Source organism: Anaerotruncus massiliensis (ex Togo et al. 2026) (assembly GCF_900199635.1).
Lineage (GTDB): Bacteria > Bacillota > Clostridia > Oscillospirales > Ruminococcaceae > Anaerotruncus > Anaerotruncus massiliensis.
Genome location: NZ_LT962687.1, coordinates 2,285,782 through 2,299,638 on the forward strand (window position 1 = coordinate 2,285,782; position 13,857 = coordinate 2,299,638).

Annotated in this window: 17 protein-coding genes; 7 read left to right on the forward strand and 10 right to left on the reverse strand. The window is 66.6% G+C overall.

Annotated features, from left to right (window positions below):
• Positions 1-27 precede the first annotated feature (27 nt).
• From C1A13_RS11150 to C1A13_RS11180, 7 genes are all read left to right on the forward strand, one after another.
• On the forward strand, positions 28-1,728 hold the full coding sequence (locus tag C1A13_RS11150; RefSeq protein ID WP_101551995.1) for a menaquinone biosynthesis decarboxylase: 1,701 nt from the start codon (positions 28-30) through the stop codon (positions 1,726-1,728).
• An 18-nt stretch (positions 1,729-1,746) separates the two neighbouring features.
• Positions 1,747-2,619: a 4-hydroxybenzoate octaprenyltransferase gene (locus C1A13_RS11155; protein WP_101551997.1), complete on the forward strand. Its 873-nt coding sequence runs from the start codon at positions 1,747-1,749 to the stop codon at positions 2,617-2,619.
• 13 nt (positions 2,620-2,632) lie between these two features.
• Complete coding sequence (locus C1A13_RS11160) at positions 2,633-3,202, forward strand: UbiX family flavin prenyltransferase (protein ID WP_101551999.1); 570 nt, start codon at positions 2,633-2,635, stop codon at positions 3,200-3,202.
• A complete protein-coding gene (locus C1A13_RS11165; protein WP_101552001.1) occupies positions 3,199-4,134 on the forward strand; it encodes an ABC transporter substrate-binding protein in 936 nt (311 codons plus the stop codon). Before C1A13_RS11160 ends, C1A13_RS11165 begins: the two co-directional genes overlap by 4 nt.
• Before the next feature lie 5 nt (positions 4,135-4,139).
• Positions 4,140-4,883, forward strand: coding sequence for an ATP-binding cassette domain-containing protein (locus C1A13_RS11170; RefSeq protein WP_101552003.1), 744 nt, complete (start codon positions 4,140-4,142; stop codon positions 4,881-4,883).
• A complete protein-coding gene (locus C1A13_RS11175) occupies positions 4,880-5,620 on the forward strand; it encodes an ABC transporter permease (RefSeq protein WP_101552005.1) in 741 nt (246 codons plus the stop codon). The genes C1A13_RS11170 and C1A13_RS11175 overlap by 4 nt, the downstream gene beginning before the upstream one ends.
• A gap of 111 nt (positions 5,621-5,731) precedes the next feature.
• The gene (locus C1A13_RS11180; RefSeq protein WP_101552007.1) at positions 5,732-6,139 is read left to right on the forward strand and encodes a helix-turn-helix domain-containing protein; all 408 of its coding nucleotides are present in this window, start codon (positions 5,732-5,734) and stop codon (positions 6,137-6,139) included.
• 103 nt (positions 6,140-6,242) lie between these two features.
• Here C1A13_RS11180 and C1A13_RS11185 read toward each other — a convergent pair whose 3' ends face one another.
• From C1A13_RS11185 to C1A13_RS11230, 10 genes are all read right to left on the reverse strand, one after another.
• On the reverse strand, positions 6,243-7,607 hold the full coding sequence (locus C1A13_RS11185) for an FAD-dependent oxidoreductase (protein ID WP_101552009.1): 1,365 nt from the start codon (positions 7,605-7,607) through the stop codon (positions 6,243-6,245).
• A gap of 16 nt (positions 7,608-7,623) precedes the next feature.
• A complete protein-coding gene (locus tag C1A13_RS11190; protein WP_101552011.1) occupies positions 7,624-8,046 on the reverse strand; it encodes an RrF2 family transcriptional regulator in 423 nt (140 codons plus the stop codon).
• 59 nt (positions 8,047-8,105) lie between these two features.
• Positions 8,106-8,405, reverse strand: a complete 300-nt coding sequence (locus tag C1A13_RS11195; protein ID WP_101552013.1) for a hypothetical protein — start codon at positions 8,403-8,405, stop codon at positions 8,106-8,108.
• Complete coding sequence (locus tag C1A13_RS11200) at positions 8,402-9,145, reverse strand: TlpA disulfide reductase family protein (protein WP_146021719.1); 744 nt, start codon at positions 9,143-9,145, stop codon at positions 8,402-8,404. Before C1A13_RS11200 ends, C1A13_RS11195 begins: the two co-directional genes overlap by 4 nt.
• Before the next feature lie 110 nt (positions 9,146-9,255).
• A complete protein-coding gene (locus C1A13_RS11205) occupies positions 9,256-9,729 on the reverse strand; it encodes a rhodanese-like domain-containing protein (RefSeq protein WP_101552016.1) in 474 nt (157 codons plus the stop codon).
• Positions 9,730-9,886: 157 nt separating this feature from the next.
• Complete coding sequence (locus tag C1A13_RS11210) at positions 9,887-11,062, reverse strand: aldo/keto reductase (protein ID WP_101552017.1); 1,176 nt, start codon at positions 11,060-11,062, stop codon at positions 9,887-9,889.
• Positions 11,063-11,251: 189 nt separating this feature from the next.
• Positions 11,252-11,959 (reverse strand): immunoglobulin domain-containing protein, encoded by a 708-nt coding sequence (locus tag C1A13_RS11215; protein WP_101552019.1) that lies wholly within the window; start codon positions 11,957-11,959, stop codon positions 11,252-11,254.
• Between the two features lie 17 nt (positions 11,960-11,976).
• Complete coding sequence (locus C1A13_RS11220; RefSeq protein ID WP_101552020.1) at positions 11,977-12,498, reverse strand: hypothetical protein; 522 nt, start codon at positions 12,496-12,498, stop codon at positions 11,977-11,979.
• A gap of 113 nt (positions 12,499-12,611) precedes the next feature.
• Positions 12,612-13,211, reverse strand: a complete 600-nt coding sequence (locus C1A13_RS11225; protein ID WP_101552023.1) for a hypothetical protein — start codon at positions 13,209-13,211, stop codon at positions 12,612-12,614.
• Between the two features lie 89 nt (positions 13,212-13,300).
• The gene (locus C1A13_RS11230) at positions 13,301-13,849 is read right to left on the reverse strand and encodes a hypothetical protein (protein ID WP_101552024.1); all 549 of its coding nucleotides are present in this window, start codon (positions 13,847-13,849) and stop codon (positions 13,301-13,303) included.
• Between the last annotated feature and the right edge of the window lie 8 nt (positions 13,850-13,857).

Below are 13,857 nucleotides of genomic sequence, written 5' to 3' on the forward strand. Positions count from 1 at the left end.
TTTTCCAGAGAAAGGAGGCCGTCCGGATTGGCCTACCGGGACTTGCAGGCATTCATCGCCGCGCTCGAAAAGCGCGGCGAACTCATGCGGATTTCCGCGCCCGTCTCCCCCATCCTGGAGATCACCGAAATCGCCGGCCGCGTCATGAAGCGCGGCGGCCCGGCCCTTCTCTTCGAGCGGGTCGAGGGCTCCGATTTCCCCCTGCTCATCAACGCGATGGGCTCCGACGCACGCATGGCGCTCGCGCTGGGCGCCGAAAGCCTCGACGAAATCGGCGGCGACGTGGCCCGCTACCTCGATTTCGGCAACTACACCTCTCTCGGAAACCTCGTCCGCTTCGCCCCTCGTCTCCCGCGCCTTGCCGCCTGCTTTCCCCACCGGCGCCGCCTGCGCCTTACCCGCCCGCCCTGCCAGCAGGTGATCGAGCGGGAGCCCGACCTCTCGGCGCTGCCGGTGCTCCACTGCTGGCCGCAGGACGGCGGCCGCTTCTTCACCCTGCCGCTCGTCTTCACGAAGCTGCCGGGCGCGCGGACGCAGAACTGCGGCATGTACCGGATGCAGGTGCTCGATAAGACCTCCACCGCCATGCACTGGCACAAGCACAAGGACGGCTCTGCCATCTATGAGGCGTGGCGGGCGCGGGGCGGGAAAATGCCCGTCGCGGTCGCGCTCGGCTGCGGCCCCGAGATCACCTACGCCGCGACCGCGCCGCTGCCGCCCGGTCTCGACGAGATGCTGCTCGCGGGCTTCCTGCGCAGGCGGCCCGTCGCGCTGACAAAATGCGTCGCCAGCGACCTGTGGGTGCCGCGGGACGCGCAGTTCGTGCTCGAGGGATACGTCGACACCGAGGAGCCCCCCGTGTGGGAGGGCCCGTTCGGCGACCACACCGGCTACTACTCGCTGACCGACTGGTACCCCCGCTTCCACGTCACCTGCGTCACCCGCCGGAGAAACCCCGTCTACCCGGCGACCGTCGTGGGCAGGCCCCCGATGGAGGACTGCTATCTGGCGAAGGCCACCGAACGCATCTTCCTGCCCGTGCTGAAGCTGCAGATGCCCCAGCTGTGCGACCTCTGCCTCCCCTTCGAGGGGGTGTTCCACAACTGCGCGGTCGTCTCGGTCAGAAACGACTTCCCCGGCGCGGCGCGCACCGTCATGAACGCGATGTGGGGGATGGGACAGATGCGCTACACCAAGCTGATCGTCGCGGTGGACGCGTCGGTCGACCCGCGGGACACCGGCGCAGTGCTCGCGGCGGTGCTCCAAAACGCCGATCCCGCGTCGGACTACCTCCTCTCGGACGGCCCGCTCGACGCGCTCGACCACTCGTCCGACCGCGCCCTCTACGGCGCGCGGCTGGGCGTCGACGCAACCGCGAAACCGGGCGTAACGCCCCGTCCGGGGCGTTACGCCCTCCTGCCGGTCCAAAAGCGCGCGCCGGGCGACGGCCGGGAGGCCGCGCTGGCCGCGCTCGAGGCGGAGGGCGTCTCGTTCGCCGTGGCGCTCGACGACACGGTGGACCTCGCCGACCGCTCGGAGGTGCTCTGGCGGGTCTTCAACAACATCGACGCGGGGCGCGACCTCGTGGTGAAGGACGGGAAAATCGCGCTCGACGCGACGAAAAAGCTGCCGGGGGAGGGGCTCACCCGCCCCTGGCCGGACGACATCACGATGTCGCCGGAAATGGCCGCGCGGGTGGACGCGCGGTGGGAAGAATACGGATTCTGACGTGGAGGCGCCTTCGATATGGAACTCGCTCATAAACTGATTCGGAAGCTGCGCGCCTACGGGACGCTCGTGATGTTCAGCCACACGATCTTCTCCCTCTCGTTCGGCGCCGTCGCCTTCCTCGCCGCGTCGAACGGCAGGCCGCGACTCTGGACGGCGGCGTGGGCCGCGCTCGCCTTCCTGTCGGCGCGCACGGGGGCCAACGCCCTCAACCGCGCGGTCGACGCGAAGATCGACGCGAAAAACCCTCGCACCGCCGGACGGCAGATCCCGCGCGGCGAAATCTCCGTGCGCGAGACGGTCGCGCTTTCAGCCGCCTGCTTCGCGCTGCTCGTCGTGAGCGCCGCGATGCTGAACCCCCTCTGCCTGGTCCTCTCCCCCCTCGCCCTCCTGATGATGGCCTTCTACTCCTATACCAAGCGGTTCACCTGGCTCTGCCACCTCTTTCTGGGCGCGACCTGCGGCATCGCGCCGGTCGGCGCGTGGCTCGCTGTGACGGGGCGGTTTTCCCTGCCGCCGCTGCTGCTCGGCGCGGCCAACTGCCTGTGGACCGCCGGCTTCGACGTCATCTACGGCTGCCAGGACTATGACTTCGACCGGCAAAACGGCCTTCATTCGATCCCCGTGCGGTTCGGCGTGGCGGGCGCGCTGCATATCAGCACCGCGTTTCATGCCGCGGCGCTCGTCTGCCTCGCGGCCTTCCTCCTGCTGGAGCCGCATATGGGACTCCTCTTCGGCGCGGGGCTGCTCGCCGCCGCCGCCCTCATGGCGGTGCAGCACACAATGGTCTCCCCCCGGCGGCTTGAGGGGGTCAACGTCGCCTCCTACAGCATGAGCCAGCTCACCAGCCTTGCGCTGCTGGTCTTCGGCATCCTCGACATCTACCTCTGAAAGAAGGGCTTCTATGGAAACCTACATCATCGGGATCACCGGCGCGAGCGGGAGCGCCTACGCGCTGCGCATCTCGGACGCCCTGCTGGAAAGCGGCGCGGCCCTGCGGGTCGTCGCCACCGATACCGGCCGCCGGGTGCTGGAATATGAGACGGGCGTATCGCTCGAACGCTGGTCCGGGGAACGCCCCAACGCCGTGCTCGAGGACAACGCCGACCTCTTCTCCCCGCTCGCGAGCGGCTCGCGGCGGTTCGCGGGGATGGTGGTCGCGCCCTGCTCGATGTCGACGCTCGGCAGGCTCGCGTGCGGCGTCACGACCGACCTGCTCACCCGGGCGGCGGACGTCATGCTCAAGCAGCGGCGGCCCCTCCTGCTGGTGCCGCGCGAAACGCCGCTCACCTCGATCCACCTGCAAAACATGCTGACGCTCAGTCAGTGCGGCGCGACGATCCTGCCCGCGATGCCCGCGTTTTACCACCGCCCCCGGACGGTCGACGACCTTGTCTCCTTCGTGGCGGGCCGGGCGCTCGACTGCCTGGGCGTTGAAAACCATCTATATCAGCGTTGGAGGGAAGAACCATGAAAAAAACCATTTTGAAGCGCGCCGCGGCCCTGTTGCTCGCGGCGCTCGCCGCGGCGGGGCTCGCCGCGTGCGGCAGACAGCCCGAGCCCGATACGCTGCGCATCGGCGTCATGTATTCGTCCGACATCATCCCGCTGGCGGTCATGAAGGACCAGAAGCTCGATGAAAAGCAGGGCGTCGTCCTCGACATGCAGGTCTTCTCCTCCGCCAAGGACCGCGACGCGGCGCTGCAGGCGGGCGAGCTCGACGGGGTGTTCACCGATTTCATCGGCGCGTGCATCTACCAAAACGCCGGGCTCGACGTGAAGATCACCGGCATGACCGACGGCGACTACCTGCTGCTCGCCGGTCCGGATTCCGGCGTCACGACGCTCGCGGACGCCGCCGGGAAATCGATCGCGATTTCGGAAAACACGCTGATCGAATACGCGCTTGACTACATCCTTACGCAGGAGGGGTACGGCGCGGACTACCTCAAAAAGGAGGTCGTCCCCCGCATCCCCGACCGCCTTGAGATGCTGCGCAGCGGCGAGGTCGACCTCTGCCTGCTGCCCGAGCCGTTCGCGACCCTCGCCCTCACCGACGGCGCCGTCGAGCTCGGCAGCGCCAACACGGCGGGGCTCTATCCCGCCGTCTCCGCCTTCACCCAGTCGGCGATCGACGGGAAGGCCGGCGCGATCAGAAAGTACTACGCCGCCTACGACGAGGCGGTCGACTACGTGAACAACACCCCCCTCTCGGAATACGAGCCGGTCGTGATCGCGGGCGCGGGCTTCCCAGAGGAGCTCGCGGGCAGAATCGAGCTGCCCGTCTTCCGCAAAAACGCGCTGCCCGACGCCGCCGTCCTCTCCGACGCGGTCGCCTGGGCCTCGGGCAAGGGGCTCTGCCCCGCTTCCCTCACCCCAGCCGACCTGCTCGGCGACCTCGGATAAGCGCGATGCTGGAAGTTGAAAACCTCACGGCGCGCTACCCGCGCGCGAGCCGCCCGGTCATCGACGGGCTCTCCTTCTCCCTCGGGGAAGGGGGGCTGCTTGCACTGCTCGGGCCGTCCGGCTGCGGCAAGACGACGCTACTGAACCTGCTGGCCGGGGTGCTCCCACCCACGGGCGGGAGCGTCCGCTTCTGCGGCGCACCCCTCTCCCCGCGTGATACCGCCATCGGCCTCATCCCCCAGAACTACGGCCTGCTCCCCTGGAAGACGGTGCGGGAGAACTGCCTTTTCTGCGCGCGGCTGCGCGGCGCGTCCGGCGAAAGGGAGCTTGACGCCCTCTGCGCGCGGCTGGGCATCGGCGGCCTGCTCGACCGCTACCCGCGCGAATTAAGCGGCGGGCAGGCGCAGCGGGCGGCGCTGGCGCGCGCGCTGCTCATGAAGCCGCGCCTGCTGCTGATGGACGAACCCTTCGCCGCGCTCGACGCGGCGGCGGCCGACCGCGCCAGGCGGCTCTGCTTCGAGCTCTGGCGGGATTCGGGCGCAACGGCGGTCGTGGTGACCCACCGCCCGGAGGAGGCGCTCTACCTCGCGGGCCAGATCGCCGTCATGGGAAAGGGCGGGCGCTTTACCCGCCTCCTGGAGAACCCCTGGCAGGGCCTGCCCGAGCCGGGCGGCCCCTATTTCGAGGCGTTCTCCCACGAGCTGCGGCGGGAAATCCTGCTCGCCGCCGGAGAGGAGGCCGCGTCATGAAAAAGACGGGCGCCTTCCTGCTCGGCTTCGCGGCGGTCAACCTGCTCTGGCTGGCCGCCGCCGCGCTGCTCGACACCCGCGCGCTGCCCGGCCCCGCGGAGGTGTACGCCCACTTTGGGGACGTGCTCGCCGCGGGCGTCTTCCGCCACATCGGCGCGAGCCTCTGGCGGGTGTTCGCGGGGCTTTTCCTCGCGCTCGCGGTCGGGGTGCCGGTCGGCCTGCTGATGGCCGCCTCCCCCCGTTGGAACGCCCTGCTCCACCCGGTCGTCTACTTCTCCTACCCCGTCCCCAAGACCGCCCTGCTGCCCGTCGCGATGCTCCTTTTCGGCCTGCGGGACGGCTCGAAGATCCTCATCATCCTGCTGACCGTCCTCTTCCAGGTGATCGTCGCCACGCGGGACGCGGCCCGGGCCGTCGACCCCGGCCTCTACCAGGTGGCCGTCAGCGCAGGGGCCTCGCGCGGCCGCCTGCTCGGACAGATCACGCTTCCCGCCGTGCTGCCCGAGCTCTTCACCAGCCTGCGCATCGGCGTGGGCACCGCGCTGGCCGTCCTCTTCATCGTCGAGGCGTACGGCACCCGCGCGGGGATCGGCTACTACATCCTCGACGCATGGAGCCGCATCGACTACCTCGAAATGTACGGCGGCATCGTCGTGATCTCGGTGGTGGGCGCGGCGCTCTTTCTGGCCGTCGACCTGCTCGCGCGGCGGCTCTGCCGCTGGAAGGAGCCGTCCTGACCGGGCTCTACCGGGGATTCCACCAGCCGTTTACCCCGGTCGACCGTCATTCGCGTGCCAAACCCGGCGGCTTCTGGTATCATGAACACAATTACCAAAGGAGGGGCGCGGATGGATTATAACCATATGGGGGACCTCATCAGCAGCGTTCGGAAATCGAAAAACATGACGCAGAAGGAGCTCGCCGACCTGCTGCACGTGACGGACAAGGCGGTGTCCAAATGGGAGCGCGGAATCTCCTGCCCCGACATCGGCACCCTTCCCGCGCTCGCGGACATCCTCGGGATCTCGACCGACGAGCTGCTGCGCTGCCGCGGGCAGGCTCCCGCCGAAAACCGCGGCGCGCCCGCGGGGCGGGAGCTCCGCCGGACGGCCCTGCCGGTCCTCCGGGCGGTCGGACTCGCGATGGGCGTCGCCACACTGGTGCTTTCCGTGCTCGGGAAGCTGGACGGCCGGACAGCGGCCACCCTGCTGTCTATCGGCGTCACCTGCATCGGGATCGTGCAGCTGTCGGAGTAATGTTATACAGTTGGTAATATATTCTATCATTTATCCCATAAAAAGGGACGCAGCGGCAAGCCGCTGCGTCTCTTTTTTGGGGATATGAGGAGGTCAAAAGAAATCAGGCGAAGAGGTCGTTGAGCGCCTCGCTCATCGTCGGGTGGGTGAAGACCTGCCTGCCGAGCACGGTATAGTCGGCGTCGAGGTCCATCGCGAGCTTGACGATGTTGATCATCTCGTAGCTCTCCTCGCAGAAGAGCATCGCGCCCAGGATCTTGTTGGTGTCCGCGTCGACGACCGCCTTGAGCAGGCCGACGGGGTGCTTCAGCACCTGCGCCTTGGGGATGGCGGCGGCCGGCAGGGTAAGGACCTTCACATTGCGGCCCGCCTCGCGCGCCTCCCTTTCGTTGAGGCCGACGCGGGAGAAGGAGGGGTCGATGAAGACGCTGTAGGGGACGTTTTTACGCCTGGCGGCGTCGTAATCGCCGCCCGAAAGCTGCGACCAGACGATTCGGAAATCGTCGAGGGAGACGTAGGTGAACTGCAAGCCGCCCACAACGTCCCCCATCGCCCAGATGTTCGGGGCGGTGGTGCGCAGCTTTTCGTCCACCTTGACCGCGCCGCGCGGAGTCAGCTCGACTCCCGCCTCGGCCGCGTTGAGGCCGTCGGTGTTGGGGCGGCGGCCGGTCGCGACGAGCACCGCGTCCGCCGCGAGCGTCTCTTCCGCGCCCTCCCGCGCGAAGGTCACCTCCGCGTGGTCGCCCGCGTCCGCGACCTTTTTGACCGCCGCGCCGATCTGGAAGGCGACGCCCTTTGCTTCGAGCGCCTTTTTGATTTCGGCGGCGATATCCGCGTCCTCGCGGGGCAGGAACACGGGCGCGCCCTCGAACACCGTGACCTGCGAGCCGAAGCCCGCGTAAATCGAGGCGAACTCGAGCCCGATGTAGCCTCCGCCGATGATTGCCAGCCGGCGGGGGAGCTTTTCAAGGTCCATGAGCCCCTCGCTCAGGTAGACGAACGGGTTCTCCCGGAGCCCCTCGATGGGCGGGACGACGGGGGTGGAGCCGGTGTTGATGAAGATCTGCTTCCCCTCGAGGACGAGCGTCTCCCCCCGGTCGGACACGACCCGCACCTGCGTCGGCGAAAGGAAGCTGCCCATGCCGTTGAAGACGGTGACGTTGGGGTTGCCGTCGAGCTTGTCAAAGTTCTTTTTGCGCAGCATGGCGGTCAGGCGGCGTTTCTCCTCGATGGCGGCGGCGTAGAACGCCTGCTTCTTCTCAAAGTCCGCGTTTCGGTGCCCGTGGGAGATGCCCGAACTGCGCACCAGCGATTTGGAGGGGATGCACCCCACGTTGATGCAGGTGCCCCCATACATCCTGTCGGATTTTTCGATCATTGCGACGGTTTTTCCGCTCGCGCCGAGTTTGCCCGCGAGGGTTTTGCCCCCCTTGCCGAAACCGATTACGATTGCGTCATACTGCTTCACAAAAATGCCTTCTTTCTCAGCTCGTGTGTGGTCCGAATATTTTCCGGTCGATGTCCGCGATGGTGATCTCCCCCAGCCTGCGGCGGCAGAGCTCGTCGAGGTCGGAATAGATGTCGTCCATGATGTCCCCCATGCCGGAGGCCACCAGGCAGGCCTTCTCCCGGTCGCCCGGCTTCCAGCAGGCGGATACCAGCCGGACGTCGACCGCCTCGTCGATGCGGCGGAGGGTGACCTCCGCGGGAGCCTTGATGAAATGGTATCCCCCGTCGACCCCCTCCTTGGTGGCGACGAGGCCCGCCTTCTTCAGCTTGGCCATCACCTTGCGCACCCGCGCCGGGTTGGTGCAGATGTTTTCGGCGAGCGCCTCGCTCGAGACGGTTTCCCCCTTGTGGTTGAGATAGACCAGCGCGTGCACCGCGATGGCGAATTCACTTGTCATCTGTGTTTCCTCCTTATTGCATCCACTAACTGTAATTGTACATCATACAGTTAGCGGAATCAAGAGGCAATCTGCCGCAGCCGCCGCAGAAGCCCTCCCAGCAGGACGAGATGCACCGCCAGAAGCGCGCCGTGCAAAAGCACGGTCCTTCCGGGGGCGAGCGCGCAGGCCAGCCCGCTCTGCTGGCGGGCGAGGACGGCAAGCTGGGAGGCGCCGTAGGCTGCGGAGACGGCCATGCAGAGAAGGGGCGGCGCGCGGTTGCCGCCCAGCTTCACCAGCGCGCCCGCGGCGAGCAGGACCGCGAGGGCCGCCGCCACGCCCGCGAAGGAGAGCAGGGTGCTCAGGACGAAGTGGGTCATGCGTCCGCCTCCTCCGAAAGCGTCCGCAGTCCGTCGTCGACCATCCGGCGGAACTCCTCCGCCGTGCGCCCGCCGTAGAGCGATCCGCCAACGGCGTTGCCCGCGCTGTCGAGCAGGAAGCTCTCGGGCACGGTGCCGAGGTCCTTCAGCTTGATCGCGATCAGGTCGTCGGAGGGCAGCAGCTGCAAAAACTCCGCGCCCGTCATCTCCTGGATCTGCTGGATGATCTCGACCTCTCCTTCGCTGATCGAGCCGTCCTCCGCCTGCGCGCTCGCGGCGATCCCGATAATGTTCAGGTCCGCGCGGTCATATTCCGTGTAGAGCTGCTGGAGCGCGGCCATATCCGCCACGCAGGAGTCGCAGAAGGTGCTCCACACGCTCACGAGCGTGAGACGGCTGTCCGCCAGCACCTCCTCGGTGACGACGTTGCCGTCGAGGTCCTTCGCCGCCCAGTGGGTGAAGTCGGTGGCCAGACTCTCCCCCGACATCTTGAGCGGGTAGGGCAGGTCGGCGCGGCAGCCGGGGATTGCCTTCACTGGCAGCTCCCCGCCCGGCGGCTGGAGCGCGGGGTCCTCGGAGGAGGTCTCCCGCGGCGCGGATGCCACCTCGGCCTGTTCCGCGCTCCGCACGGGACCGGACGGCTCCGGGAGGACGGGAGCCTCCGGAGCGGGAGCCGCGCAGGCGGCGAGCAGCGCGGCCATCGCCGCCGCGCCGAGCAGGGTCATCAGTGGGTTCTTCACATCCGTTCCTCCTTATATGATACAGCTTGCCGCCCGGCCCTGAAAAAAGAGCGCCAGCAGGAGCAGAAGCGCCGCTGCGGCCAGCAGGATTTGCAGCCGTTCGCCCCGGGTCATTCGCCGGTCACCGTGCCGTACGGCCAATCTACGATGCCCCCGAAGTCATAGACGTTGGTATAGCCGAGCGCGACCAGCTTTTCGGCAGCCTGCCGGCTGCGCACCCCCGTGCGGCAGTGGACGAGAATCTCCGCATCGAGGTCGGGCAGCAGCACGGGCTGCTCGTCTCCGATCGACTCGTTCGGGACGTTGATCGAGCCTTCGATCCGCTCCGCCGCGTGCTCCTCCGGCGTGCGGACGTCGACGATGACCGCGTCGGGATTGGCGTCGAGCCGCTCCTTGGCCTCCTCAGCGGTGATCTTGTGGTATTCCGCCGCCGGGGCCGCGCCGTCCGCGCTCTCCCCGGCGTCCGTTGCGGAGGCCGGTGCCTGCGGGGCGGACGGGACCTCCCCGCTCTCCCGCGCGCACGCCGTGAGCGCCGCCGCCATGAGTGCCGCGCCCAGCAGGGCCATGAGATGCTTCGCCTTCATGAGGTTCCTCCGTTCCTAACTGTAAATTTTGTTGTGTCAGTTTATACTGTAATTATATCTGTTACAGATAGTCTTGTCAACCCCCCGCGGAAAAAATATTTTCCCGGAAACGCGGACCGGGCGCGGGCGGTCAACGGCCGCCCGCGCCCGGGGGGTGTCATTCAAGAATCTTCATGAGCGCGGCGATCTCCCCCAGCCTCTGCGGGATGGCGATCCCCTGCGGGCAGTGGGAGACGCACCTGCCGCAGCCGACGCAGCGGCCGGCGCGCCGCTCCTCCGGCAGCGCGTCGTAAATCGCGCGGATTGCCTTCGCGTTCTCCCGCAGCGCCCTGCCGTCCGAAGGGTCGAGCCCAACCTCGGCGGCGCAGCGGTTGTAAGCCGCGAAGACGCCGGGGATGTCGACGCCCGACGGGCAGTCCATGCAGTAGCGGCAGCCGGTGCAGGGGATGGTCCCGAGGGCGAAGTAGGCCCGCCGCGCCCGGTCGAGCGTCTCCCGCTCGGAGTCGGAGAGGGGCTCGAAGGGGGACATCGTTTCGACGTTGTCCCGCACCTGCTCAAGGGTGGACATGCCGCTCAGGACGGTCAGCACGTTGGGCAGCGACGCGGCGAAGCGGATGGCCCACGACGCGGTGCTCGCGCCGGGGCGCGCCGCGCGGAGGATCTCCACCGCCTCCGGGCAGAGGGAGACGAGGTTGCCGCCCCGCACCGGCTCCATAACGATGCAGGGCAGGCCGTTTTCCTCGAGGATGCGGTACTGCTGCGCGGCGTCGAGCAGCTCCCAGTCGAGGTAGTTGAGCTGGATCTGCACGAAGTCCCATCCGCCGCGCGCGATGAGCTCCCGCAAAACCTCCGGCGTCCCGTGGAAGGAGAATCCGAGGCGGCGGATGGCCCCCGCCGCCTTCTGCGCCCGCAGGTGGTCGAGCAGGCCGGTCTTCTCGTAGACGTCGGTAAATTCCTCAACCGATTTTCCCACCGAATGGCAGAGGTAGAAGTCAAAATAATCGGTGCGGCACCGTTCGAGCTGGTCGGCGAAGATCCGCTTGCCCTCGTCCAGGCTGTGGACGAGCCAAGTCGGCATCTTGCTCGCGAGGTGGTAGCTCTCGCGCGGGTATTCCGCCAGCGCCCGGCCGAGGAACGGCTCGGAATCGCCGTCGTGGTAGCGGTAGGCGGTGTCGAAATAGTTGACCCCGTGGGTATAGGCGCAGTCGATCAGCTCGCGCGCCCTCTCGAAGTCGATCTCCTGCGTGTCGGGGGAAACGCGCGGCAGGCGCATCGCCCCGAAGCCCAGCAGGGAGACTCGGTCGTCCGTTCCGCGGTATGCGCGTGTCTCCATATGGCGGCCCCTTTCCTGAGGTGATTTTTCCCGTAAGCGGCATGAACGGGCGGCCCCGAAAGCCCGCCCGGCATCCCGGAAACAGCTGTCCATGAAAGTATAGCACACCGGGGCCGCGGATACAATCCTTCCCCGCCGCGCGGGCGGAAAGGGGCGCCCCGCATGGGGCGCCCCTTTCCGCAACAATGTTTAATCCGGCTTCCTGCGGATGGAAACGGCTGACGCTATGGCCGCGGCCGAAAGCCCCAGCAGCGCGAGCGCGAGTGCCGGCGCGGAACCGTCGCCCGTATTGGGCAGCTTCATCAGCGGGACGGGCAGGTCCCTGATGATCGTCGGGTCGGCCGGGGCCACGATGTGGATGTCCGGACCCTCGTCCGAGCCGCCGTCCCCGCCGCCTCCGCCCGGCGACTTCGACAGCACCGCCAGCGCCACGTCGCATTCCGCCGAGCTTCCGTATTTGTCCGTCAGCACGATCCGGTAGACCCCCGCGTCGCTTTTCTGCGCGTTCGGGATCGTGTAGACGTTGCCCGCGTAGTTCTCCCCCTCGAAGAGCACCTCCGACAGGGTGTCCGCGTCGAGCACCTTATACCACGCGAAGCGGTAGGGCAGCACCCCGTCCTTCGCGCTCACCGTCAATTCCGCCGTCTCCCCGACGTAGACGCTCACATCCGCGCCCCATACCTCCGGGCCCGGCAGCGTCATCACCTTGAACTGCGTGCTCGCGGACGGGCGCTCCGGCGTCGCCGTATCCACCTCTTCGCTCACGCTCACGATATCCGAGAGGTCCCTGTCCGTCTCCTCCCCGCCGATCTCCCCGGCGGCCAGCGCCGTCAGCGAAACCGTCAGGGCAAGCGCCGCGGCCGCGAGCAGGGCGGCTCCCCTTCCCAGTCCTTTCAATGCGGTCCCTCCCCTCCTCAGTTCTGGATGATCAGCTGCATCTCCGCTCCCGCGGTCCCCACCAGCTCCTGTGTGTCGGCGGTATAGGCGTAGAAGGTCGCCGTCGCCGGATAGGTCCCCTTTGCAAGCGCCCGGTCGAGCTTCGCCTCCTGGATGTGGTAGTTCGGCTCCAGCGCGCCGGAGGTGTACACCTGCTCCCCCGTGTCGTTGAGGGTGATCTCCACCACCATCAGATAGTGGTTGGCGGGGGAGTTCTCGATGCAGAGGTTTCCGGGGGAGCTCCCGTCCGGGAACTCCGGCTGGGTGTTGATCGAGATGTTGAACATCCCCTCCTCAACGATGCGGTTGAGCTCCTCGACGATCTGCTCCTCCGTCTTGCCCTCGAGCTGTCCGAGCTGCGCGTCGGCGGCCCGCGTGAGGCCCGCCGGCTGTTCCTGCGGGCGCAGCAGCAGCCAGGCGATCACGCCGACCAGGATGAGGATGACAACCGGGAAAACCCATTTGACGGCTCCGCCGTTCTTTTTCGTCTTTTCTTCCATAACGCGCTCCTATGTTCTTTTGTCGTGCCTGTACCGGGGAAAACGCCGCGCCGCGCGGCGCTTTCCCCGGCACAGGGGTCCCCTGTGCCGGTATTTTAGTTGTTTGCTTACGATTAGACAGTCGGCATCGCGATCGTATAGGTGACGGTAAATGCATCTTCCGAGGAATTCCCAGCGACCGTTTCATCCTGCGGGGCCGCCACGGCGGTCAGCGTCAGGTCGAGTTCCGTTCCCTTGATGTCCGTCGCCTTGGCAACCGTGCCCCAGGAGGGATCGACGCCGCTGGTAGCCGTGGACAGATCGATGTCCTTGATCTTCATATTGACCGTCTTGCTGGCTTTGGCCGCTTCCTTCGCAGTTGTCTCAGTAGCAAGCGTCCACTCGCCGTTCGTCGCTTTCACACTCGAAACCGTGATATCTTTGAAGGAATAGTTGATGAGCTTGTACTTGCTCGGGACCGAGGTGGTGCCATCCTTGGCGACCGCAAAGGTGACCGTCATCGGGACGGTAACGCTCATCTGATAAGTCGGGACCGTCGCGCTCTTGTCGATAACCTTAAACTGGGTGTCGGCCGTACCACCATCGGTACTGACGTCGTTTGTCTTCGAGTCTACCGCCGTGCCGTCGGCATCATAGTTCTGCGCCGCGAACGCGGTCACGCCGAGGGAGAGAATCATTGCCATTGCCAGGATCGTTGCTAATACCTTTTTCATTGTTTTGACCTCCTGTTTCAATTGATTGATGGGGTTACGTGTGAATTTATGTAAAGCCATAACCTCCTTTTCCACAGGCTGCGCGCGGCTTACGACTCCACCGTCAGGAGCACTTCCGCCGCCGCCTGCCCGACTTCCGACTGGTCCTCCGGGTCGTGCGCCGTAAAGATCGCAGTCGCCTTATAGGAACCCTTCGGCAGCGCCTTGGACAGCGTGATATTCTCGATGTACTGCCCCGGCCTGATGCCTCCGGATTGATATACCGTTTCGCCCGTATCGTCCAGCACGATCTGCACGGTCATGTTGTAGTGGTTGGCGGAGATGTTGTCGATATAGGCCTGCCCCTCCGCCGTCCCGTTCGGGAAGCTGATCTGGGTGTTGATCGAGATGTTGAACATCCCCTCCTCGACAATGCGGTTGAGCTCCTCGATGATCTGTTCCTCCGTCATCCCCGGGAGGATTCCCGTCGTGGCGTTCGGGTCGAAGAAATCCGCCATGCCGCTTCCGCCGCGTCCGAAAAAGAACCACGCCGCCCCGCAGGCGAGCAACAGGACGATCACCACCGCCACGATCACGCCGCGCTTCGATTTTTTCGGCGGGGCCGCCACCGCCGCGCCCTGCTCCGGTATCTCATTCATGGGATATC

Bases quoted from the DNA above. Each gene is read 5' to 3' on its own strand.
- C1A13_RS11220 (WP_101552020.1), bottom strand. From the start codon at position 12,498: ATGGAAGAAAAGACGAAAAAGAACGGCGGAGCCGTCAAATGGGTTTTC.
- C1A13_RS11175 (WP_101552005.1), top strand. From the start codon at position 4,880: ATGAAAAAGACGGGCGCCTTCCTGCTCGGCTTCGCGGCGGTCAACCTG.
- C1A13_RS11195 (WP_101552013.1), bottom strand. From the start codon at position 8,405: ATGACCCACTTCGTCCTGAGCACCCTGCTCTCCTTCGCGGGCGTGGCG.
- C1A13_RS11210 (WP_101552017.1), bottom strand. From the start codon at position 11,062: ATGGAGACACGCGCATACCGCGGAACGGACGACCGAGTCTCCCTGCTG.
- C1A13_RS11230 (WP_101552024.1), bottom strand. From the start codon at position 13,849: ATGAATGAGATACCGGAGCAGGGCGCGGCGGTGGCGGCCCCGCCGAAA.
- C1A13_RS11190 (WP_101552011.1), bottom strand. From the start codon at position 8,046: ATGACAAGTGAATTCGCCATCGCGGTGCACGCGCTGGTCTATCTCAAC.
- C1A13_RS11225 (WP_101552023.1), bottom strand. From the start codon at position 13,211: ATGAAAAAGGTATTAGCAACGATCCTGGCAATGGCAATGATTCTCTCC.
- C1A13_RS11180 (WP_101552007.1), top strand. From the start codon at position 5,732: ATGGATTATAACCATATGGGGGACCTCATCAGCAGCGTTCGGAAATCG.
- C1A13_RS11165 (WP_101552001.1), top strand. From the start codon at position 3,199: ATGAAAAAAACCATTTTGAAGCGCGCCGCGGCCCTGTTGCTCGCGGCG.
- C1A13_RS11155 (WP_101551997.1), top strand. From the start codon at position 1,747: ATGGAACTCGCTCATAAACTGATTCGGAAGCTGCGCGCCTACGGGACG.
- C1A13_RS11160 (WP_101551999.1), top strand. From the start codon at position 2,633: ATGGAAACCTACATCATCGGGATCACCGGCGCGAGCGGGAGCGCCTAC.
- C1A13_RS11205 (WP_101552016.1), bottom strand. From the start codon at position 9,729: ATGAAGGCGAAGCATCTCATGGCCCTGCTGGGCGCGGCACTCATGGCG.
- C1A13_RS11170 (WP_101552003.1), top strand. From the start codon at position 4,140: ATGCTGGAAGTTGAAAACCTCACGGCGCGCTACCCGCGCGCGAGCCGC.